General features: G+C 72.3%; 14 protein-coding genes. 6 read left to right on the top strand and 8 right to left on the bottom strand.

Annotated features, from left to right (window positions below):
- The first annotated feature begins 125 nt into the window (after positions 1-125).
- Complete coding sequence (locus OWR29_RS41150) at positions 126-1,211, top strand: hypothetical protein (protein ID WP_267569026.1); 1,086 nt, start codon at positions 126-128, stop codon at positions 1,209-1,211.
- Between the two features lie 57 nt (positions 1,212-1,268).
- Here the strand turns inward: OWR29_RS41150 and OWR29_RS41145 are convergent, their stop codons facing one another.
- Together OWR29_RS41145 and OWR29_RS41140 are read right to left on the bottom strand one after the other, a co-directional pair.
- Positions 1,269-2,678 carry an SDR family NAD(P)-dependent oxidoreductase gene (locus tag OWR29_RS41145; protein WP_267569025.1) on the bottom strand — a complete coding sequence of 470 codons (1,410 nt, stop codon included), beginning with the start codon at positions 2,676-2,678 and terminating at the stop codon, positions 1,269-1,271.
- Between the two features lie 59 nt (positions 2,679-2,737).
- Complete coding sequence (locus tag OWR29_RS41140) at positions 2,738-3,649, bottom strand: LysR family transcriptional regulator (protein WP_267569024.1); 912 nt, start codon at positions 3,647-3,649, stop codon at positions 2,738-2,740.
- A gap of 70 nt (positions 3,650-3,719) precedes the next feature.
- Between OWR29_RS41140 and OWR29_RS41135 the strand changes: the two genes are divergently transcribed.
- Entirely contained in the window at positions 3,720-4,625 is a 906-nt protein-coding gene (locus OWR29_RS41135; RefSeq protein ID WP_267569023.1) for a DMT family transporter, read from the top strand.
- 178 nt (positions 4,626-4,803) lie between these two features.
- Positions 4,804-5,541, top strand: a complete 738-nt coding sequence (locus OWR29_RS41130; RefSeq protein ID WP_267569022.1) for an SDR family NAD(P)-dependent oxidoreductase — start codon at positions 4,804-4,806, stop codon at positions 5,539-5,541.
- Positions 5,542-5,545: 4 nt separating this feature from the next.
- Here OWR29_RS41130 and OWR29_RS41125 read toward each other — a convergent pair whose 3' ends face one another.
- Together OWR29_RS41125 and OWR29_RS41120 are read right to left on the bottom strand one after the other, a co-directional pair.
- Complete coding sequence (locus OWR29_RS41125; protein WP_267569021.1) at positions 5,546-11,407, bottom strand: MMPL family transporter; 5,862 nt, start codon at positions 11,405-11,407, stop codon at positions 5,546-5,548.
- Positions 11,408-11,469: 62 nt separating this feature from the next.
- Positions 11,470-12,366, bottom strand: a complete 897-nt coding sequence (locus tag OWR29_RS41120) for a hypothetical protein (protein ID WP_267569020.1) — start codon at positions 12,364-12,366, stop codon at positions 11,470-11,472.
- Between the two features lie 227 nt (positions 12,367-12,593).
- Between OWR29_RS41120 and OWR29_RS41115 the strand changes: the two genes are divergently transcribed.
- Entirely contained in the window at positions 12,594-13,211 is a 618-nt protein-coding gene (locus OWR29_RS41115; protein ID WP_267569019.1) for an FKBP-type peptidyl-prolyl cis-trans isomerase, read from the top strand.
- Here OWR29_RS41115 and yaaA read toward each other — a convergent pair whose 3' ends face one another.
- Together yaaA and OWR29_RS41105 are read right to left on the bottom strand one after the other, a co-directional pair.
- Positions 13,212-14,009 (bottom strand): peroxide stress protein YaaA, encoded by a 798-nt coding sequence (yaaA, locus tag OWR29_RS41110; protein ID WP_267569018.1) that lies wholly within the window; start codon positions 14,007-14,009, stop codon positions 13,212-13,214.
- Between the two features lie 9 nt (positions 14,010-14,018).
- On the bottom strand, positions 14,019-14,363 hold the full coding sequence (locus tag OWR29_RS41105) for an STAS domain-containing protein (RefSeq protein WP_267569017.1): 345 nt from the start codon (positions 14,361-14,363) through the stop codon (positions 14,019-14,021).
- 178 nt (positions 14,364-14,541) lie between these two features.
- On the opposite strand from OWR29_RS41105, the gene pgm reads away from it, so the two are divergent.
- Positions 14,542-16,185 (top strand): phosphoglucomutase (alpha-D-glucose-1,6-bisphosphate-dependent), encoded by a 1,644-nt coding sequence (gene pgm / locus OWR29_RS41100; RefSeq protein WP_267569016.1) that lies wholly within the window; start codon positions 14,542-14,544, stop codon positions 16,183-16,185.
- A 72-nt stretch (positions 16,186-16,257) separates the two neighbouring features.
- A complete protein-coding gene (locus tag OWR29_RS41095) occupies positions 16,258-18,567 on the top strand; it encodes a putative bifunctional diguanylate cyclase/phosphodiesterase (RefSeq protein ID WP_267569015.1) in 2,310 nt (769 codons plus the stop codon).
- On the opposite strand, the gene OWR29_RS41090 is transcribed toward OWR29_RS41095, so the two are convergent.
- Together OWR29_RS41090 and gnd are read right to left on the bottom strand one after the other, a co-directional pair.
- Positions 18,471-19,670, bottom strand: a complete 1,200-nt coding sequence (locus OWR29_RS41090; RefSeq protein ID WP_267569014.1) for an FAD-dependent oxidoreductase — start codon at positions 19,668-19,670, stop codon at positions 18,471-18,473. The genes OWR29_RS41095 and OWR29_RS41090 overlap by 97 nt on opposite strands.
- Before the next feature lie 4 nt (positions 19,671-19,674).
- Positions 19,675-21,114, bottom strand: a complete 1,440-nt coding sequence (gene gnd, locus OWR29_RS41085) for an NADP-dependent phosphogluconate dehydrogenase (RefSeq protein ID WP_267569013.1) — start codon at positions 21,112-21,114, stop codon at positions 19,675-19,677.
- Positions 21,115-21,221 lie beyond the last annotated feature (107 nt).

Below are 21,221 nucleotides of genomic sequence, written 5' to 3'. Positions count from 1 at the left end.
GTTGGTTTACCCCCATAGACGGCCTTTCCGCCCGAACGGGGTAAACGCTGGGCAATATCGGGGTCACGCAACGTGCGGATGATCTTCTTCTCCCGACATGGCGTTTGCTCAGGAGAAGGTGTGAAATGAACCGTATTGCCCGGATGCTTTCCGTTTCCAGTCTTGGTGTTGTCGCCGGTGTCACCATGGGTGCCGGCCCGGCCATGGCGGCGACCGGGACGGACGCGGGCGTCTCCAAGACGGCGTCGGCCTCGCAGGGGGCCGACCGCGACCGCGTCGTCCGGTACTTCCGGAACTACCGCGACTGCGTCATTGCCGGCCGGATCGGGGAGCGCCTCGGGCGCTGGGACGACTTCGACTGCGACCGCGTGGGCCGGCGCACCTTCGCCCTCGAGGTCAGCTGGGACCGCTTCGGTCACGGCAACCGGCACCACGGCGACCGCTTCCCGTTCCGCGACCGCGACGACCGCTTCGGCGACCGCGACGACAACCGCGGTGGCCGCGATGACAACCGTGGTGGCCGCGACGACAACCGCGGTGGCCGGGATGACAACCGTGGCGGGCAGGACGACAACCGCGGCGGGCAGGACGACAACCGCGGCGGCCGGGATGACAACCGTGGCGGCCAGGATGGCAACCGCGGCGGCCGGGATGACAACCGTGGCGGCCAGGATGGCAACCGCGGCGGGCGCGACGACAACCGCGGCGGCAACGGCAACGGATCTGGCACCGGCACCGGCTCGGGTAGCGGCACCGGCACGGGCTCGGGCTCGGGCTCGGGTAGTGGCACCGGCACCGGTTCGGGCTCGGGTAGCGGCACCGGCACCGGTTCGGGCTCGGGTAGTGGCACCGGCACCGGTTCGGGCTCGGGTAGTGGCACCGGCACCGGGGCGGGCGCCGGTACTGGCACCGGTACTGGCAGCGGCTCGGGCACCGGTACCGGCAGCGGCTCGGGGACTGGTAGCGGCTCGGGCACTGGAACTGGCAGCGGCACCGGCACCGGCACTGGCAGCGGCTCAGGCACTGGCACCGGCGCTGGCGGCTCCGCCTCGGGTGGCGGCTCGGCCTCCGGCGGCGGGGCGGCGGGCGCGGGCAACGGCACCACCGACGGCGGCCGTGGTCAGGGTGACGGTGGTCGTGGGCACGGCGACGGTGGCGGCCGCAAGCACGGCAACGGCGGCCCGGGCGACGGCGGCACCGACCGCACCTGAGTACTCAAGGGCTCGGGGTCGAGCCGCGGCCCGGCAAAGCCGTGGCTCGACCGCCGGCTACCAGTCGACCGGGGCGTAGTCCTTCAGGAAGACGCCGTACAGGTCCTCGCCCTTCTCGCCGCGCACGATCGGGTCGTACACGCGGGCCGCGCCGTCGACCAGATCGAGCGGGGCGTGGAAGCCCTCCTCGTGCAGCCGCATCTTCGTCGGGTGGGGGCGCTCGTCGGTGATCCAGCCGGTGTCGACGCTGGTCATCAGGATGCCGTCGGCGAACATGTCGACGGCGCTGGTGCGGGTCAGCATGTTCAGCGCGGCCTTGGCCATGTTGGTGTGCGGGTGCCCGGCGCCCTTGTACCCACGAGCGAAGATGCCTTCCATGGCTGACACGTTCACGACGTAGCGCCTCGGGTGGGGCGAGCGCGTCATCGCCGTACGCAAGCGGCTGACCAGCACGAACGGCGCGGTGACGTTGCACAGCTGCACCTCGAGCAGCTCCAGCGGGTCGACCTCGTGCACCCGGTCGCTCCAGCTGTTGGTGGGCGCCGTGTCGGGCACCAGGCCGCCGGCGTCGATCGCGACCGAGCGGGCGGTCAGCGCCATCTCGGTGATCTGCTGCGGGGTCAGCACGGGGGCGCCCGACGTCAGCGCCGCAGCCGGTGAGGCGCCTGCCGTGCCGAAATACTCCAGCTCGGGCAGGGGGCCGTCGGGTAGGGGCTCGGCCTCGGCGGCGGCGATGGCCGCGTACGAACCCGGAGAGCGACGCACCGTCTGGGCCGCGTTGTTGACCAGGATGTCGAGGTGGCCGCGCGCGGCCACCGAATCGGCCAGGCCGACCACCTGGGCTGGGTCACGCAGGTCGAGACCGACGACCCGGAGCCGGTGCAGCCACTCGGCGCTGTCGGGCATGGCCGAGAAGCGGCGCACAGCGTCGTGCGGGAAGCGCGTGGTGATCGTCAGGTCGGCGCCGTCGCGCAGCAGCCGCAGCGCGATGTACATGCCGATCTTGGCGCGCCCGCCGGTCAGCAGCGCCCGGCGGCCGGTGAGGTCGGTGCGGGCGTCGCGGCGCTCGTGGTTGAGCACGGCACAGTCGGGGCAGAGCTGGTGGTAGAACGCGTCGACCTGGGTGAAGCGCTGCTTGCAGACGTAGCAGCCGCGCGCCTGGCGCAGCACTCCCGCCGTACCGGAAATGACCGAGGACCGCAGCGGGATGCCCGCCGTCTCGTCGTCGATCCGGCCCGGGGCGCCGGTGGCCGTGGCCTCGGTGACCGCGCGGTCGGCGGCCAGGATCGCGTCGCGACGCTCCCGCCGGCGCTTAAGCTTCACGGTCTTGAACAGCCCGGCGGTGGCCCGGCGGACGGCGACCGCGTCCGGGTGCTCGGCCGGCAACGCCTCCGCCTCGGCGATCACGGACAGGCAGAGCGCCAGCCGCTGCGGATCGATGGCGGCCGTCTGAGGTTCGCCCGTCATGCCTACTGACCATCCCTTACAAGCAAATTCCGACCCGAGAACTGTACTGAATGCGGGTTTCAAGCCGGGATCGGCAGTGCGGCCACCGTATCGTGCAGCGCCCGGACCAGGGCGTCGGTCAACGGGTTGGGGCGGCGGCGGGGAGTGACGATGCCGATGTAGCGGCACGGGCAGGGCGGGGCCAGAGGTACGGCGGCCAGGCCCGGCTGGGCGCCGGCGGTCAGCGCGACCTGCGGGATCATGCTGATGCCGACCTCGGCCCGCACCAGCGACTGGGCGAAGATGTAGTCGGTGCCGCGGCAGGCCGTGCGGATCTCGAAACCGGCCAGCGCCGCGTAGTGGTCGAGCATGTCGACGATCTGCAGGCAGCCGTGCACCCAGCGCTCGTCGGCCAGTTCGGCGATCGTGACGGACTCGCGCCGGGCCAGCGGATGCGCGGCGGGCATCACGATCCACATCGGGTCGTCCAGCAGCGGGGCATAGGCCAGACCGGAGCGGTCCCCCGGACGTACGGGGGGAAGTTCGTCGAAGTGATAGACGAGCGCGAGGTCGGCGGCGCCCGAGCGCACCAGCGGCAGCGCATCCTCGGGTTCGTTCTCCATGACGGTGAACTCGACACCGGGACGCTCGGCGGCGAACCGGGTCAGAGCGGCCGGCAGCAGGCCCTGGCCGCCGCTGGTGAAGGTGGCCACGGTCAGGCTGTCGGCCGTGCCCAGGCGGGCGATCTCGCGCTCGGCGTGGGCCAGCTCGGCCGCGATCGCCTCACCCGCCTCGACCAGCACCCGGCCGGCCCCGGTGAGCTCGACCCCGCGCGTGCTGCGCAGCACGACGGCCGCGCCGAGCTCGCGTTCCAGCGCGGCGATCTGCTGCGACACGGCCGACGGCGTGAGGCGCAGCGACGTCGCGGCCTGATTGAAGCTGCCGAGCCGCGCCACCTCGCGGAGCACGGCCACCCGGCGTACGTCGATCATAAGCTCACCTAATTACGGCTTCAGCAAGTCGGTACTACCGCTTACTACCGTACGGGAGCAGGGTCGAGGTGTGAATCGACGCGCCTGGTTTCTCTTCCTCGTGGTCTCGGTGCTCTGGGGCATCCCGTACTTCCTGATCAAGATTGCCATCGAGGACCTGTCGCCGCTGCTCGTGGTGTTCGGCCGGGTCGCGATCGCCGCGCTCGTGCTGCTGCCGATCGCCGCCGCGCGTGGTTCGCTGGCCCGGCTGCGCGGTCGCATGGGCCCGGTCGTCGTCCTGGCCTTCGTGCACATCCTCGGGCCGTTCCTGCTCATCACGTACGGCGAAACGCACATCAGCTCGTCGCTGACCGGCCTGCTCATCGCGGTCGAACCGGTCGCCATCGCCCTGCTCATGGCCCGCACCGAGCGGCTCACCCCGATCCGCGTGGCCGGCCTGGTTCTCGGCTTCGGCGGGGTGGCCCTGCTGGTCGGCCTGGACCTCTCCGGTGGCCGCCTCGGCCTGCTCGGCGCCGGCATGGTGCTGGTCGCGGCGATCAGCTACGCCGTGGCCACGATGCTCGTCCAGCGCCGCCTGGCCGACGTGCCCACCGAGTCGCTGGTCGGCGCCACCACCGGCATCACCGCGCTGGCTTTGCTGCCGTTCACGCTGTTCGCTTTGCCGACCGATCCCGTACGCATGGAGGCGTGGGCGTCGCTGGCGGTGCTCGGCCTCTTCTGCACCGCGCTCGCCCTGCTCGCCTTCTACCAGCTCATCGCCCAGGTCGGCTCGACCCGCGCCGGGCTGGTCACCTACGTGAACCCCGTGGTCGCCGTGCTGCTGGGCGTGGCCTTGCTCGACGAGCACTTCGGAGTGAGCACGCTCGCCGGCTTCGCCCTGGTCGCCGCGGGTTGCTGGCTCTCGACCCGCCCCGCTCCCACCCAGCCCGCGCCCGTTCCCACGTCCGCGACGGCCGCGTTGGCCGAGCGCAGCTGACCGACACCTGTCCTCGGCGCAGTGCGATGACCGCCGCGGCGGGGCACCATGAAGACAGGCGTGGCCGAGCGACCCAGCGCCAGCGGGCCGCTCGGCCACGCCCCTTTCGGCCGGCGGCGTTCAACACATCGATGTTCACCTGGTCTTTTCCGAGGTTGATCGGCTTAAGGTGAACGGCATGGGGCGGCGGATTCTGATCACGGGCGCTCGGCGCGGCATCGGGGCGGCCCTGGCCGTCGGCCTGGCCCGGCCGGGACACCATCTGTGGCTGCATCACCTGGACGCCGACGAGGAAGCCGAGAACGTCGCCCGACTCTGCCGCGACCTGGGCGCGGAGGCCACCCTGCTCGACGCGGACCTGGCCGACGCCGGCGCCGTGCGCGGCCTGGCCGAGCGCGCCGGCCCGATCGACGTGCTGGTCAATAACGCGGCCAAGGCGTCCAATGTGGCGTTCGACGAGCTGCCGCTGACCGAGTGGCAGCAGACGTTCGCGGTCAACGTCACGGCGCCGATGCTGCTCGCCCAGTCTCTCAGCCCCGGGATGGCCGAGCGGGGCTGGGGCCGCATCGTCAACGTCGTCTCGCCGACCGTGCGCATGGGTGGCCCGTCCGGTCCCGCGTACGTGTCGAGCAAGGCCGCCCTGATCGGCTTGACCCGGTCGCTGGCTCGCGCGCTGGGACCGGCCGGCATCACCGTCAACGCGCTGTCGCCGGGCGCCATCCGCACCGAGGGCGAGGCCGAGCTGGCCGCCGGCCGGGACGCCGAGGCGCACGCTCCGCTGCTGGCCACCCAGGCGGTGCCGCGCGCCCTGGTCCCCGAGGACCTGGTCGCCACCGTGCGGCTGCTCGTCTCGGAGGGTTCGGGCGCGCTGACCGGCCAGGTGCTCGAGGTCGGCGGCGGCCTCGTCTTCCGCTGACCCCTCAGCTCGAGGGCTGGTCGCCGTCAGCCTTACGGCGGGGCTTGGGCAGTTGGTCGGCCAGGGTGGCCGGGCGCCGGGCGGGCTTCGGCTCGTCCGGCTTCTCCGAGGTCGCGCGGCGGGTGCGGGTGCTGTACTGGGCCAGGTCGGCCGGCCGCGACTCGCGCAGGTGGTCGCCCAGGTCGGCCGGGCGGGTCTCGCGCAGATGGTCGCCGAGGTCGGCGGGCCGGCGCGGGGTCGATTGCGCCGCGTACGCCGGTGGGGCGGACTCTGCGGTCGGCTGAGGCGTGGCCGTCGGCTCAGCGGTGTCCTGGCCGGGTCGGAACGAGTAAGGGCGGTCGCCGAGCGTCGCGGGTCGCCGCAGCGGAGTCGGATCCGCGAACTCGTCCGGCTCCGCGGTGCGGCCGCCGGCGAACAAGTTGCCCAGGTCCGTGCTCGGTCCAGCGGTGGTCGGCTCCGGGAAGGGCGTCCGCTGAGCGGGTGGCTCGGCTGGGGTCGGCCCCGCGAAGGGCGTCCGCTGAGCGGGTGGCTCGGCGGGGGCCGGGTCGGGCAGCCGCCGCGGGAATGAGTCCGCGACCGAAGGCCTGGCGTAGGGGGAGCGCTGAGCGGGTGGCTCGGCGGGCGACCCCTGGGCCGGGTCCGCGTTGGCCGATCGCTGCGGAAGTGGACTGCTACGGAAGGGATCCGCGGCGGGCGAGCGCTGGGGCAACGTCGGGGAGGGGTCTGCGCCCTGCGCTCGCCGCGGAAGCGGATCAGGGCGGGAAGGGTCCGCGGCGGGCGTCCGCTGGGGTAGCGGCTCGGTGGGGGTCGGGCTCGCGAAGGGCGACCGTTGGGGCAGCGAATCGGTGGGAGCCGGGCTCGCGAAGGGCGACCGCTGGGGTAGCGGCTCGGTGGGAGTTGGGCTCGCGAAGGGTGAGCGCTGGGGGAGCGGGTCGGTCGCGGACGGGCGAGCGGTGTCGGACAGGGGCGAGCGCGGCGGCAGCGGCTGGGCTGCCGGGGGCAGCAAGGGCCGCTGGGGCAGTGGCTCGGCCAGGGAGGAGCGCGACGGCTCGGCGACGGACGGCGTCGACCGCTGCGACGGCACGCGTCGCGGCAGGGGCTCGGCGAACGTCTCGGACGTGGTGGGCCGCTTGGGCAGCGGGTCCGTGCCGGCGCCGGGAACGACCGGCACCGAGCGCGGAGGCGAACTTTCCGCGGGCCGTTCGGCCTCGGAAGCCGTGGGCTTCGGCTGAGCGCCGGCCTCCGGCTCGGGCTTCGAGGCAGGGGAGCCGAGGCGGCGGGCGCGTTCGATCGCGTCGGCCGGAAGCTGGCGGGTGGATTCGAGCCCGGGCACCTGCAGCCGGCGGGTGGCGTCCAGGTCCGGCGCGTCGAAGCTCCGCGTGACGTCGAGCTCCGGGTCGGCCTCTTCGGCGCGCGCCTGCGGGGTGGCCGATGCGGAGAAACGGCCTGCGGACTCGGCGTCAGCGTCCGCGACGGGCCGGTCAGCATCGAAGACCGGCAGGTCGGCGTCGTCGCCGGCCGGGCCGGACGCGCTGCCGGGCGAAGCGAGGGTGTCCGGTGTTGCCGCCGTCGCGGCGGGCGTGGTGAGAGACGGGTCGAAGGTTCGCGGCGTCGCGGGTGTGGGATCGGGCGTGCTGCTGGGCGAAGCGAAGGTGTCCGCCGTCGCCTCGGGCGTGGTGAAAGGCGAGTCGAACGCGCTCGGAGTCGCAGCTGCCGGGTCGGGTGCGCTGTCGGGCGAATCGACACTTTCCGGTGTAGGGGCCGGCCGGTCGGTTGCGGGCGGGTCCAGGTCCGGGAGGACGATGCTTCCCGAGGTCGCCGGGTCGGGAGCCTCGAAGGTGCGCGCCACCTGGCGGTTCGGGGCCTCGAAGAGCGGGGGGTCGTCGTCGGGCGCGTCGAAGCGGCGGGGAGTGGCGAACTCCGCGAGGTTGCGGGTGCTCTCGAAGTCGGGGCGGTCGCCGAAGTACGGGACCGTCGACTCCGTCGTGGACGGCAGCTCGAGCGAACTGGCGAACGTTCCCGCCGACGAAGGCCCGAAGAAGAAGTCGTCGGGCGCCGAGTAGTCGGGTTCGGTCGCCCGGGCCTCCGAGCGGTAGACGCCCGGCATCGGGTAGTACGGCTCGGGCAGGTACGAGGGAACGTAGGGCTCGTCGAAGACGGTCTCGCCCTCGACCACCTCTTCCTCGACGACCGACGCCTCGGCAACCGTGTCGTCAGCGCCCGTCGGCTCGGCATCCCGCGAGTCGGCCCGGCGCTCATCGGGCGACGCGGCATCGGGCTCAGCTACGACCTCTGGCGAAGCAACGGGCGACTCAGCCTCGGCCGCGACCGGCTCCTCGACGGCAGCCCCGCTCCGCGAGCCGGCAACCGGGTCGGCATCCCAGGAGCGGACATCCTCGGAGTCCGCGTCCGTGGAGTCGGTGTCCTGGGGGCCATCGTTGATGGATGGAGCGTCCGCGGAGCCGACACCACTGGAGTGGGCAGCCGCGGAGTGAGCGTCCACGGAGTCGGCGCCGGTGGAGTCGCTATCCCGGGAGTGGGCGTTCAGCGAATCGGCGTCCCCGGGGTGGGCTGGCGGCGAGTCAACATCATGGGCGCCCGCGTCCCCGGATCGGGTGTTCGCAGAGTGGGCTGCCAACGAGCCGGCGTCCTGGGAGCCGGCGTCCGTGAAGTGAGCATCTGCGGAGGCGACATCCCTGGAGCGGGCGTCCGCGGAAGGAGCGTCCAGGGAGTCGACATCCTCGGAGCGGGCGTCCGCGGAAGGAGCGTCCAGGGAGTCGACATCCCTGGAGCGGGCGTCCGCGGAAGGAGCGTCCAGGGAGTCGACATCCTCGGAGCGGGCGTCCGCGGAAGGAGCGTCCAGGGAGTCGACATCCTCGGAGCGGGCGTCCGCGGAAGGAGCGTCCAGGGAGTCAACATCCTCAGAGCGGCCATCCGTGGCAGGAGCGTCCAAGGAGTCCGCGTCCGTGAAGTCGTCATCCGTGGAATGAGCAGTCAGGGAGTCGGAGTCGTTTTCCGCGGAGTGAGCACTCGTGGAATCGGCATCCGCGGAGTCGGCTTGCTCGGACAGGGCGTCCATAGAGTCGGCGTCCTCGGAGCGGGCGTCCACCGAGTCGGTATCCGTGGAGTGGGCGTCCTTGGTGCCGGCAGCGGCTGAGTCCGCACCCGTTGCGTCGGCATCCGCCGGGTTGCTCGACTCGTCGGTGACCGGGGACGTGGCGTCGCGATCGATCGGCGTGGCCGCGGCGGCAGCTTCGTCATCTGGCGAAGCGGCGGCCGGCGAGGCCTCGACGGAATCATCCGCCGAGGCCGAGGCCGATTCGTCACCCGGCGAGTCGGCGCCGTCCGCCGGAGGGGCGGCCGCGGGGTCGGCCGGCTCGTCGACGATCTCCGCGTCGACGTGGTCCTCGTCCGATTTGTCATTCTTGGCGGGCGATTCCGGCTCGTCGTCCTCGATGATCTCGGCGTCGACGATGTCGTCGTCCAGCGAGGCAGCGGCCGAACCAGGAACGGCGGCGGAGCCGGAAGCCGATGCGGACCCGGAAGCGGCATCCGGCGCCGGCGTCTCGTCGGTGATCTTCGGGATGATCTCGGTGGCCGCCTCGGAACCGGCCGGCAGGGCCCGCGGCATCATGTCCGGCGGCAGCAGCATGACGCCCGCCGCCTCCCGGTCCCACGCCGAGTACTTGGCCGGGCCGGGCGGCAACGCCAGAACCGCCGTCACCTCACCCGCCGCGTGCCGCCCCGACGGCAGCGCCGGCGTTTCCTCGCCCGCGTGCTCCGACAGCCCGGCCCTCTCCTGCAGCCGCTTCAGCGGCCCCGGCGCCCACCACGACGCGTTCCCCAGCAGCCCGAGCACGGCCGGCACCAGCAGCATCCGGACGACCGTGGCGTCCAGCAGCAGCGCCACGATCATGCCGACGCCGACGAACCGCATGGTGGTCACCGAGGACAGCGCGAACGCCCCGGTCACCACGATCAGCAGCAGCGCCGCCGCGCTGATCACCTTGCCGGTGCGGGCCAGGCCGGCCGTCACTGCCTCGTTCGTCGACGCCCCGTGGGCTCGTGCCTCGACCATCCGGGAGAGCAGGAACACCTCGTAGTCGGTCGACAGGCCGAACACCACGGCCGCCATCAGCACGACGATGCCCGCCTCGAGCGGGGCCGGCGTCACGTTCAGCCAGGACGCCCCGTGCCCGTCCTGGAAGATCCAGACCAGGATGCCGAAGGTGGCGCTGAGGCTGAGCGCGCTCATCACCACCGCCTTGATCGGCAGCAGGATCGAGCCGAACGCGAAGAACATCAGGATCAGCGTGGCCCCGACCAGCATCGCGACCATCCACGGCAGCTTGGCCGCGGTGGCCGCCAGGCTGTCCACGTTGCGGGCCGTCGTGCCGCCGACCAGCAGTTCGGCGCCGTTGGGGACGGCCAGCGACCGGATCTGGTCGACGACGTCGCGCGCCTCGCTGCTGAACGGGTCGGAGGCGCGCAGCGTCGCGTTGAAGACGGTGATGCCGCCCGCGCGCTGGGCCGGGCTGATCTGGGCGATGCCGGGGATCTGGCGCAGGGTCACCGCGAACGCCGACGTGTCGGCCTGCCCGCGCAGCACGATCGGCATGCCGTTCCCGCTGAACTGCGGGAAGTCGGCCTTGAGGGTTTCGATGGCCTGCCGGGCCGAGTTGCCCGGGGGCAGGGTGCGCTCGTCGGCCTCGCCGAACCGCACGCCGGCGATGGGCGCCGCCAGCACGATCAGGCCGGCCAGGATGGGCAGCGCCACCACGACCGGCCGGCGCAGCACCGCGGCTGCCAGCCGGCCCCAGAAAGCGCCACCCTTACCCCGTCCGGGCAGTTTGATCGGCAGTTTGTCGACGCGCGGACCGAGGATCGCGAGCAGGGCCGGCAGCAACGTCAGCGACAGGAGCGCGGCCAGACCCACTGCGGCCAGACCGCCGTACGCCAAGGATTTGAGAAAGCCCTGCGGGAACAGCAGCAACCCGGCGAGCGCGGTCATCAGCAGGGTGGCCGAGAAGACGACCGTACGCCCGGCGGTGGCGACCGTCCGTCGCACGGCCTCGGCCGGGGTGCGACCGGCCGACTGTTCCTCGCGGAAGCGGCCGACCATGAACAGGCCGTAGTCGATGGCCATGCCCAGGCCGAGCAGGCTGGCCACGTTGACGGCGAACGAGTTGACCTCGTGCACCCCGGCGATGGCGTGCAGGATGCCGAGCGAGCCGAGGACGGCGGCCCCGCCCACGAGCACCGGCAGCGAGGCGGCGACGAGCGAGCCGAACAGGAACAGCAGCAGAATCAGCACGACCGGCAGCGAGATGATCTCGGCCTTGGCCAGGTCTTCGGTCGAGAGGGTGGAGGTCGTGTCGGCCAGCACCACGCCGCCCGCGAGCTGCACCGTGGCGCCCTCGACGGCGAACTTGTCTTTGACGTCGCGGTACGACTCGAGCTTGGCCCCGTCGTCGGCGCCGACCAGGGTGACGAGGGCGACCGCGCTCGTTTTGTCCTTCGACACGAACTGCGGTGACCGGGTCGAGAAGTACGAGGTGCTGCCCTTCACGGCCGACTTGGGCAGCGCGGTCAGCTTGTCGCGGACGCGCTTGCCGAGCGGGACGTCGGTGATCTTGACCTTGGTCGGCGTGTAGATGACCACGAGGTCGCCGCCCTGGGCGCCGAACGCCTTCTGGACGGCCTCCGTAGCTTGGGCCGACTCGCTGTCCGGGTCGTTGTAGCCGCCCTCGGTGAGCTGGCCGAAAACCCCGAGCCCCCAGACGCCCGCGCTGATCACCGCGACGAGCGCGACGGACAGCACCGGCCACCGGAAGCGGGCGACCCACGATCCCCAGCCCGCGAACACGTCAACCCCTCTGGTCGTTCCTCACTACCGCCGGATCCCGGCTGGAGTGTTATGAGAACACTTCACGAAAGCGTGGCCGCCTGCAGGGCTACCCCTGCGCAACCTTCCCCGTACGCCGCGTCGGTGGTCCAGTTCAGCCGCACCTGCCCCGATTCGGGGGCCTGGTACGCCACGGTCAGAACCGCCGTGCGCGGCGTGTCACCGCGTTGCTCCAGAACGGTAGTGCCGGTCGAGTCGCCGGTGCTCAGCCGCGCGGTCAGCTTTCCGCGGGCCGCGAAGACCCCGACGTACAGCTTGAGAATGCGCGGGGTCTTGCCGGCCGGCGCGGTCAGCGTGAACCCGTTGCCCTTGCCGCAGGTGCGGATGCCGGTGGTCGTCCCGCCGCTCGTGCCCACCGGGTCGCCGCCGCTCCACTTGAACTTCTGCGGGCTCAGCGAGTGCCGGAATCGGGGCGCGGTCGGCGCGCCCTCGAGGATCCGGAAGTCGCCCTTCTTGTCCCGTTCGAGCGAGAACGTGCCGTCGAGCCCCCAGTGCACCCAGTCGCTCTCACCCTCGGCCGAGAGGTCCACTTCCGCCGGCACGGAGTCACGGGCGAGCCGGAGGACGTCGAGCGAGGGCGGCGGCGCGCTGGTGGCCTTGGTGGTGCTCGGCGACGGCGAGGGGGACGGGCTGCCCAGCGGGATGAGCCCCTGACCGTCGCTGCTGCTGCTCGGGGGCGGCGGCAGGCGCAGGTCGCCCAGCGCGGGCGCGGGCGGGTCGATCGGCGGCTCCGGGTCGTCGCCCTTGAGCCCGCGGACGGCGACGAAGCCGAACCCGATGACGACGAGCACGCCGGCGAGGATCACCGCGGCCGAGGACAGCGCCTCGTTCCACTGGCGACCGCCCTCGGCGAACCCTGAGGGGCGGCGGGCGCGGTGGCCTGTCCGGCGCCTGCGGCGACCCTCCTCGGTCGACGGCAACCGACCCTCCAGTGCTGGCAGTACGAATTCAGAGCGCGAAGAAAGCTGTGCAGGGCGTCAACAATGGCACTTCGATCCGTGACGGTGAAGAGCGGAATGAGTGACCGCCCGTTCGGGTGATCACGGCCCTAGGTGGTTCGGACGAGGTTCCGCGTGGGCTTCGTCACGAGGACGGGTACCGTGTCCGAAGTTTCCGGCCGACGCCGATACAGGAGAGTCGACGACATATGAGCACCGAGACCGCCCGACCCATCACCGGCGACACCGCCAAGCGCCGCAGCCAGGCCATCGGCGGCGCCGTCGCCGGGCTGGCCGTGGTCGCCGTCCTGGTGACCGTCTTCGTCACGGTACGGGGTGGCGACCCCGAGCCGGCGGCGCAGCCGGCCGCCCCGCCCGCGTCCGCCGCCGCGCCGACCGAGCAGCAGGCCGTGCCGTCCGAGCCGGCCGCGCCGTCGGCAGAGGCCGCGCCGCAGCCCGCGCCCGTCGACACCCCGCCCGCGCTGTCGAAGGAGCCCGTCGTCAAGGGCGGCACCGGCACGGTGAAGGACCTCAAGGTGACCGCCCTGGTGCCCGGCACCGGCCCCGCGGTCAAGGCGGGCCAGACCGTCACCGCCAACTACGTGCTGGTCAGCTACAAGACCGGCCAGATCATCGACTCGTCGTGGCAGCGCGGCGAGCCGTTCAGCACCCCGATCGGCACCGGCCGGGTCATCGAGGGCTGGGACAAGGGCATCCCCGGCCAGAAGGTCGGCAGCCGGGTCCAGATCGACGTGCCCGCCGCCATGGCCTACGGCGACGAGCAGGGTGACCTGCGGTTCGTCGTCGACATCCTGGCCGCGCAGTAGTCACAGCTCGCTGACCACGACGTCCAGCTGACGGGGGCGGCCCGGGCCTGCGGGCTGCTCCTCGACGGTGTACTTGAGGTCGCGCAGCGCGGTGGCGATCTCGTCGACCGAGGCCGGGGTCGCTCCGGCCTCGGCCAGCGCGCGCACGATCCGGCCCTTGGTCGCCTTGTTGAAGTGGCTGACGACCGATCGCTTGGTCACGCCGTCGACCACGCGCTCGTGCAGCACCCGCACGGTGGCCGAGGTGCTTACCGGCGGCGTCCACATGGCCCCGTAGGCCCCCGACCGCAGGTCGAGCACCGGTCCGCCCGCGGCCACCGGGTCGAGCGCCTTCGGCAAGACCTTTTTCCAGTACGCCGTGAGCCCGCCGACCGAGGGCAGGGTGACGCCGACCGAGAGCCGGTAGGCCGGGATGCGGTCGTCCAGCCGCACCACACCCCACAGCCCGGAGAACACGACCGCCCGTTGATCGACCCAGGCCCGCGCCTCGGGAGCCAGGCTGTGCGCGTCCAGCGCCTCGTAGAGCACCCCGCTGTAGATCGAGGCGGCCGGCGCGGCGGGGGCCGAGTGCAGCCCGGCGTTGCGGGTGACCTCGCTGCTCTGCCCGGCCGACAGCCCCAGCGTGGCCAGCGAGTCGGCCACCGCCCGGGCGCTGGTGCGCTTGCTCATCGCCACCAGCCGGGTCAGCACCCGCTTGCGCGCCGTCCCCAGCCCCGGCATCCACAGCGACCCCGGGTCGACGGGATCACCGGCGGTGGCGGCGGTCTTGCCCTCGGACGGCGGCAGCAGGATCAGCACCCCGCGATGCTAGTCCGCGTCCCGCCCGACCAGCGCGTCACCCACCGTGGGGTAGACGGCCAGCCGCGACGTCAGGCCGACGGTGTCGAGCAGGCGCTCCAGGAACTCGCCGGGCGCGGCCAGCCGCAGCCAGCCCCCGTCCGCGGCGGCCCGGTTGTGCCCCACCACCAGGGCACTGAGTCCGGTCGAGTCGCAGAACTCGATGCCGGACAGGTCGACCACCACCCGCGGCGCCGGCCGGTCGAGCACCTGGTCGAGCGTCGTCGTCAGGGTCGTGCCGCTGTCGATGTCGAGATTGCCGCGGATCGTGACGACCACCGATTCGTCGCTGTTGTCGACCACTGACACGTGCACGACTTCCCCCGCTCCCACTCCATCGTCAACGGGATGTCTCTGCCCAATCAGTGACCGAAAGTCACCTTGTTGATGTACCGGAACTCAACTGCTGGACAACGGCGTACCGAAGCGCTGTGCGGGGAAGGGGGTATCGATACGCTCCAGGCAGGTCCATGCTCCGAAGGAGGCCACCACCATGTCCGTCAACCCCCGCGCCGGACAGCCCGCCGAGCCGCGCGATCTGATCGACGTGCCGAAGGTGGTCTCGCGCTACTACACCGAGCACCCGGATCCCGAGGTCGTCGGCGAGCGCGTCGCCTTCGGCACCTCCGGCCACCGCGGCTCCAGCCTGAAGAACGCCTTCAACGAGGACCACATCGCCGCCACCAGCCAGGCGATCGTCGAGTACCGCCGCGCGCAGGGCACCGACGGCCCGCTGTTCCTGGGCCGCGACTCGCACGCGCTGAGCGAGCCGGCCATGATCACCGCGCTCGAGGTGTTCGCGGCCAACGACGTGACCACGCTGATCGACAGCCGCGACGGCTACACCCCGACCCCGGCCGTCTCGCACGCGATCCTCACCTACAACCGTGAGCGCTCGACCGGCCTGGCCGACGGCGTGGTCGTCACGCCCTCGCACAACCCGCCCGACGACGGCGGCTTCAAGTACAACCCGCCGAACGGCGGCCCGGCCGACACCGACGCCACCAGGTGGATCCAGGACAGGGCCAACGAGATCGTCGCGGGCGGTCTGCGTGACGTGAAGCGGATCCCGGCCGCCCGGGCCCGCCAGGCGTCCGCCGTCTCCGGCTACGACTTCCTCGACGCGTACGTGGGAGACCTGCCCGCCGTCATCGACCTCGACGCGATCCGGGGGGCCGGGCTGCGCATCGGGGCCGACCCGCTGGGCGGGGCCAGCGTCGCCTACTGGGGCGCGATCGCCGAGCGGTACTCGCTCGACCTCACGGTGGTGAACCCGGTCGTCGACCCCACGTTCGGCTTCATGACCCTGGACTGGGACGGCAAGATCCGGATGGACTGCTCCTCGCCGTACGCGATGGCGTCCCTGATCCAGCAGAAGGACCGCTTCCAGCTGGCCACCGGCAACGACGCCGACGCCGACCGGCACGGCATCGTCACGCCCGACGCCGGGCTGATGAACCCCAACCACTACCTGGCGGTGGCGATCAACTACCTGTTCGCCGCCCGCACCGACTGGCCGTCCGGCGCCGCCATCGGCAAGACGCTGGTCTCGTCCTCGATGATCGACCGGGTCGCGGCCGACCTGGGCCGCCGCCTCGACGAGGTGCCGGTGGGGTTCAAGTGGTTCGTGCCCGGCCTGCTCGACGGCTCGATCGGCTTCGGCGGCGAGGAGAGCGCGGGCGGGTCGTTCCTGCGCCGCGACGGCGGCCCGTGGAGCACCGACAAGGACGGGATCCTGCTCGACCTGCTCGCCTCCGAAATCCTCGCGGTCACCGGTCGTACGCCCAGCGAGCACTACCGCGACCTGACGGCCAAGTTCGGCGAACCCGCGTACGCCCGGATCGACGCCCCCGCCAGCCGCGAGGAAAAGGCGATTCTGGCCAAGCTCTCGCCCGAGCAGGTCACCGCCAAGGAGCTGGCCGGCGAGCCGATCACCGCCGTGCTGACCACCGCCCCCGGCAACGGCGCCCCGATCGGCGGCCTCAAGGTGGTCACCGAGCCCGGCTGGTTCGCGGCCCGCCCGTCCGGCACCGAGGACGTCTACAAGATCTACGCCGAGTCGTTCCACGGTCCCGAGCACCTGGCCCGGATCCAGGAGGAGGCCCGGGCCGTGGTCTCGGCGGCGCTGAAGGGCTGAACATTTCTCAGAAAACGCGTCCGGCGGCCGACAGGAAGGCGGTAGGGAAACCGACTCAGCCCTAGGACGCGCATGACTGAACCCGTGGGGCCCGCCGCCCGGCGTGCCGGTAGCGGGCTCACCTCCCTGCTGGTCACCGCGGTGGCCGCCCTGGCGGTCGCCGGGTGGCTGGTCGTGCGCGACCAGCAGGATGTGGTGCTCGGCTACATCGGCGGGCCCGTCGCCATGATCGCGGCGGTCTGGTCGCTGCAGCGCCTCGGCGCGATGGTGAAGCTGCCGCGCGTCGTGCGGGCGTTCTGGCGCCAGCTCGGCCACGGCGCGGTGATCCTGCTGCTGAGCACGGCCACCTCGCTGGCCCTGGCCAACAACAACGCGGGCATGTCGATCTACGTCGCCGTCCCGATGCTGACCGGCATGTTCTGGGTGATGTCGGCCTTCCTGCGGCTGCCGATGGGCGACCGCACGCCGCTGGGCTGGGCCCGGGTGCTGCTCGACGGGGCCACCGTGGCCGTCGCGGGCGCCTTGATCTTCTGGTACGTCGTGCTGAGCTTCGCCCCGCCCGGCACCGACCTGGCCACCCGGGCCACGGCCGGCGTCGTCGGCGTGGCCGGCCTGCTCTGCCTGGCCGTCATCGGCAAGGCCGCGGCCCGCCCCGACGGCCCGATCGACCCGCTCGCGCTGCGCCTGCTGGCCGTGGCGCCCATCGTCGCGGTCGCCCTGGCCGTGCTGCTCATCGCCGGCAACGACTTCTTCCGTCTGCTGCTCTCGGTGCTGGGTAGCCCGCTGGTCGCCCTGTCGTTCGCCGCCGCCGCGTACCGGCAGCGGGTCACCTTGCAGCGTCCGGCGGCCGCCCCGGCCGTCGCCCGGCGGCGCCGCTCCGCCTACGAGCTGCTGCCGATCGTGGCCATCGTCGCCACGGCCGCCCTGCTCACCATCGTCTCGGCCCAGCAGATGGACGGCCGGGAACGCGCCGTGATCGTCGGCGCCGTGCTCATCACGGCGCTGGTGGTGACCCGCCAGCTGCTCGGGGTCAGCGACCACCGGCGGATGCTGGCCGGCCTGCGCGAACAGCAGGCCGAGCTGGAACGGCTGGCCATGACCGACCCGCTGACCGGGCTGGCCAACCGCACCCGGTTCACCGCCGCCCTCAACGAGCGCCTGTCCGCCCACCAGCCGGCCACGGTGCTGCTGATCGACATCGACGACTTCAAGACGGTCAACGACACCATGGGCCCGGCCGTCGGCGACCAGCTGCTCTACCAGGTCGCCCAGCGCCTGCAGCGGACCCGGGCCGACATCGACCTGCCGGCCCGGCTCGGCGGCGACGAGTTCGCCGTGCTGCTCGACATCGAGGAGGAGGCCTCGGCCGAATCGGCCGCCGACCGCCTCATCCACGCCCTGGCCGAGCCGTTCAAGGTGGGCGAGCACCTGCTGCTGGCCCACGCCAGCGTGGGCGTCGCGATCGCCGGCTCCGGCGACACCGCCGACGAGGTGCTGCGCAACGCCGACATCGCCATGTACGCGGCCAAGGAAGGCGGCAAGGCGGCCTGGACCCGGTTCGAGCCGCGCATGCGCCAGGAGGTCGTCAACCACGCCCGCCTCGGCAGCGAGCTGCACAACGCGATCATCCGGCACGAGCTGTACCTGCTGTACCAGCCCGTCTTCGACATCGTGACCGGCCGGCTGCACGGCGCCGAGGCGCTGGTGCGCTGGAAGCACCCCACGCGCGGGTTCGTCTCACCGGGCGACTTCATCCCGGTCGCCGAGCGCTCCGGGCTCATCGTGCCGCTCGGCTCCTGGGTGCTGCGCGAGGCCTGCGAGCAGCTGGCCCGCTGGCAGAAGGAGCACGGCGAGGGCGCGATCAAGGCCATCAACGTGAACGTGGCGGTGCGCCAGCTGCGCGAGTCCGGGTTCGTCGACGAGGTGGCGGCCGTGCTCAGCGACACCGGGCTGCTGCCGCGCAACCTGGTGCTCGAGGTGACCGAGTCGTCGGTGGCCGACGGGCGCCAGGTCCGCGAGACCCTGCACGCCCTGCACGAGATGGGCGTACGGCTGGCCTTGGACGATTTCGGCACCGGCAGCTCGTCGCTCAGCCTGCTGCGGGCGTTCCCCGTCGACGTCCTCAAGCTCGACAAGTCGTTCGTCGACGGCATCGCCGACGGCGAGGACCGCGGCCGTCTCGCCGTGGCCGCGGCGGTCGCCCAACTGGCCGAATACCTGCAGCTCGGCGCCGTCGCCGAGGGCATCGAGACGGAGGCCCAGCTGGAACGGCTCCGCGAGATGGGCTACCGGCTCGGCCAGGGCTTCTTCATGTCCAAGCCGCTGCCGGCCGACGAGGCCGGCGCGCTGATGAGCACGGCGCCGGTGCTGCGCGCGGTCTGAGCCAGACGCAGCCCGGCCGCGGCCAGCGGCAGACCGACCTCGGTGGCCAGCGCGAACAACGCCGGACGGGCGAGCCGCCGCTGCCACCGCAACGCCGGCCGGGCCTCGTCGACGGCCCGCGGCGCGTACCGCAGCAGCCGAGCCTGATAAGTCGCGAGCGCCTGGGCCGTCGGCATCGTGGCCAGGTCACGAGCGAGATGCACCGCGTCCAGGATCGCCGTGCTCGCCCCGGCACCGGCGGTCGGCGGCATCGGGTGGACGGCGTCCCCGAGCAGCGTCACCCGTCCAGCCGGCCACGGCTCGAGGGCGGCCGGGAAGAAGAACGGGAAAGCGGCGACGCTGCCGGGCTCGGACTGATCGATGAGCGCGTGGAGGTCAGCGGTCCATCCGGTAGTGAGCCGGTGTGCCAGCTGTTTCAACTCTTCGTCGGCCGTCTGCAGCGGAGCGGCGACCGACCACACCACGTACGGCTTCTCGGCCGCCGGATCGTCGCCATGCTCGGCCTGCAGGCTGAGGAAGGCGCCGACCCCCCGCGGCCCGATCATGAAGGCCAGCCCGTCGCGCAGGTCGGCCGGGATGCGCTGCGGCAATCGGGACCGCCCGGCGATGCCGATGACTCCCGCCGGGCGGCCGGTCGGCCGGCCCACCCACTGCCGGGCGATCCGCGACCCGGTGCCGTCCGCGGCAACCACCAGGTCGAACTCGGGGCCCGGCGGCTCGGTCACCGTCGTACCCCAGCGAATGTGGTTCTCGAGGCCGCGAGCCAGGATGGTGCGCAGCGGGCGGCGGCCGATCAGCAGTACCTCGCCGGAATGCCTGACCGGGATCCGCAACCGGGTGTGGCCTCGATGGTCGAGCATGGCGAACTGCCGGAATGTCTCGTTGCCGGCGCCGCAGGCGCGCAGCGCCCGCACCGACGATTCCGGCAGCACCTCGGCCAGCGCCGCGAAGGCCTGCTCGGTGAGGTGCAGCCGGTAACCGTCGGTGGCGCCGGGGCCGGCGTCGCGGTCCAGGACCACGCAGTCGATTCCCCGGCGCCGCAGGGCGTGGGCCAGCGTCAGGCCGCCGATTCCGGCGCCCACCACCGCGACCCGCAGTCCCATCGGATCAGGCGTCGATTTCCTTGCGGTCGTCGGTGGCCCACAGCGTGTGGAACGCGCCTTCCTTGTCCACGCGGCGGTAGGTGTGGGCGCCGAAGAAGTCGCGCTGGCCCTGGATCAGGGCGGCCGGCAGGCGGGCGGCGCGCAGGCCGTCGAAGTAGGCCAGGGCGGACGCGAAGCCGGGAGCCGGGATGCCGTGCTGGGCGGCGGTGACGACCACGCGGCGCCAGGCGTCCTGGGCGCCGCTGACGGCGTCGAGGAAGTACTGGTCGACCAGCAGGGTGGTCAGCTCGGGCGACTTGTCGTACGCCTGCTTGATGAAGTCGAGGAACTTGGCCCGGATGATGCAGCCCGCGCGCCAGATCTTCGCCATCGCACCCGGGTCGATCGACCAGCCGTACTCCTTGCTGGCCGCCTGGATCTGCTGGAAGCCCTGCGCGTACGCCACGATCTTGGACGCGAACAGCGCCTGCTCGACGTCGGCCTGCAGGTCGCCCTCGTGCGCGCCCGCCGTCGCCGACGGACCGGGCAGACCGGCGTCAGCGGCCGCCTTGCGCACGTCCGCGCCGCCGGAGAGCGCCCGCGCGAACACCGACTCGGCGATGCCGCTGACCGGCACACCCAGGTCGAGCGCGGCCTGCACCGTCCAGCGGCCCGTGCCCTTCTGCTCGGCCTGGTCGAGCACGATGTCGACGAACGGCTGGCCCGACTCGGCGTCGTTCTGCTTGAGCACCTCGGCCGTGATCTCGATCAGGTACGACCCCAGGCGCCCCTCGTTCCAGCCGCGGAACACGTCGGCGATCTCGGACGGCGTGTGCCCGCCGACCTGACGCAGCAGGTCGTACGCCTCGGCGATGAGCTGCATGTCGGCGTACTCGATGCCGTTGTGCACCATCTTGACGAAGTGCCCGGCGCCGTCCGGCCCCACGTGCACGCAGCACGGCTCGCCGTCGACCTTGGCCGAGATGTCCTCGAGCAGCGGGCCCAGCGCCTCGTACGACTCGGGGGAGCCGCCCGGCATGATGCTCGGCCCGTGCAGCGCGCCCTCCTCGCCGCCCGAGACGCCCGTGCCCACGAAGTGCAGGCCGCGCTCGCGCAGCGCCGCCTCACGCCGGCGCGTGTCCAGGTAGTGCGCGTTGCCCGCGTCGATGAGCATGTCGCCCTCTTCGAGCAGCGGGGCGAACTCGTCGATCACGGCGTCGGTCGGCGCGCCGGCCTTGACCATGATGACGACCCGGCGCGGACGCTCCAGGCTGGCCACGAAGTCCTCGGCCGACTCGGAGGGGATGAACGTGCCCTCGTTGCCGAACTCCTCGACGAGCTCTTTGGTGCGGTTGTACGACCGGTTGTGCACGGCCACGGTGTGCCCGTGCCGGGCGAAGTTGCGAGCCAGGTTCCGACCCATGACCGCGAGGCCGGTGACCCCGATTTGTGCCTTCTCCGACATCATTGACACCCTTCCCTAGCAGCAAGCCACGCCGCCTATTCTTACGGCTCGGCGCCGGTCAGGGTTCATCCCGGTCCACGTGGTGGGCAGAGCGTCATTTTCGGCCG

This window comes from Paractinoplanes pyxinae (assembly GCF_026626335.1).
GTDB lineage: Bacteria > Actinomycetota > Actinomycetes > Mycobacteriales > Micromonosporaceae > Actinoplanes > Actinoplanes pyxinae.
Note: the sequence above shows the minus strand (reverse complement) of the source record. Positions and strands in the feature narration are given on the sequence as shown.

Bases quoted from the DNA above. Each gene is read 5' to 3' on its own strand.
- OWR29_RS41145 (WP_267569025.1), bottom strand. From the start codon at position 2,678: ATGACGGGCGAACCTCAGACGGCCGCCATCGATCCGCAGCGGCTGGCG.
- pgm (WP_267569016.1), top strand. From the start codon at position 14,542: ATGTCCGTCAACCCCCGCGCCGGACAGCCCGCCGAGCCGCGCGATCTG.
- gnd (WP_267569013.1), bottom strand. From the start codon at position 21,114: ATGTCGGAGAAGGCACAAATCGGGGTCACCGGCCTCGCGGTCATGGGT.
- OWR29_RS41090 (WP_267569014.1), bottom strand. From the start codon at position 19,670: ATGGGACTGCGGGTCGCGGTGGTGGGCGCCGGAATCGGCGGCCTGACG.
- OWR29_RS41095 (WP_267569015.1), top strand. From the start codon at position 16,258: ATGACTGAACCCGTGGGGCCCGCCGCCCGGCGTGCCGGTAGCGGGCTC.
- OWR29_RS41130 (WP_267569022.1), top strand. From the start codon at position 4,804: ATGGGGCGGCGGATTCTGATCACGGGCGCTCGGCGCGGCATCGGGGCG.
- OWR29_RS41150 (WP_267569026.1), top strand. From the start codon at position 126: ATGAACCGTATTGCCCGGATGCTTTCCGTTTCCAGTCTTGGTGTTGTC.
- OWR29_RS41140 (WP_267569024.1), bottom strand. From the start codon at position 3,649: ATGATCGACGTACGCCGGGTGGCCGTGCTCCGCGAGGTGGCGCGGCTC.
- OWR29_RS41115 (WP_267569019.1), top strand. From the start codon at position 12,594: ATGAGCACCGAGACCGCCCGACCCATCACCGGCGACACCGCCAAGCGC.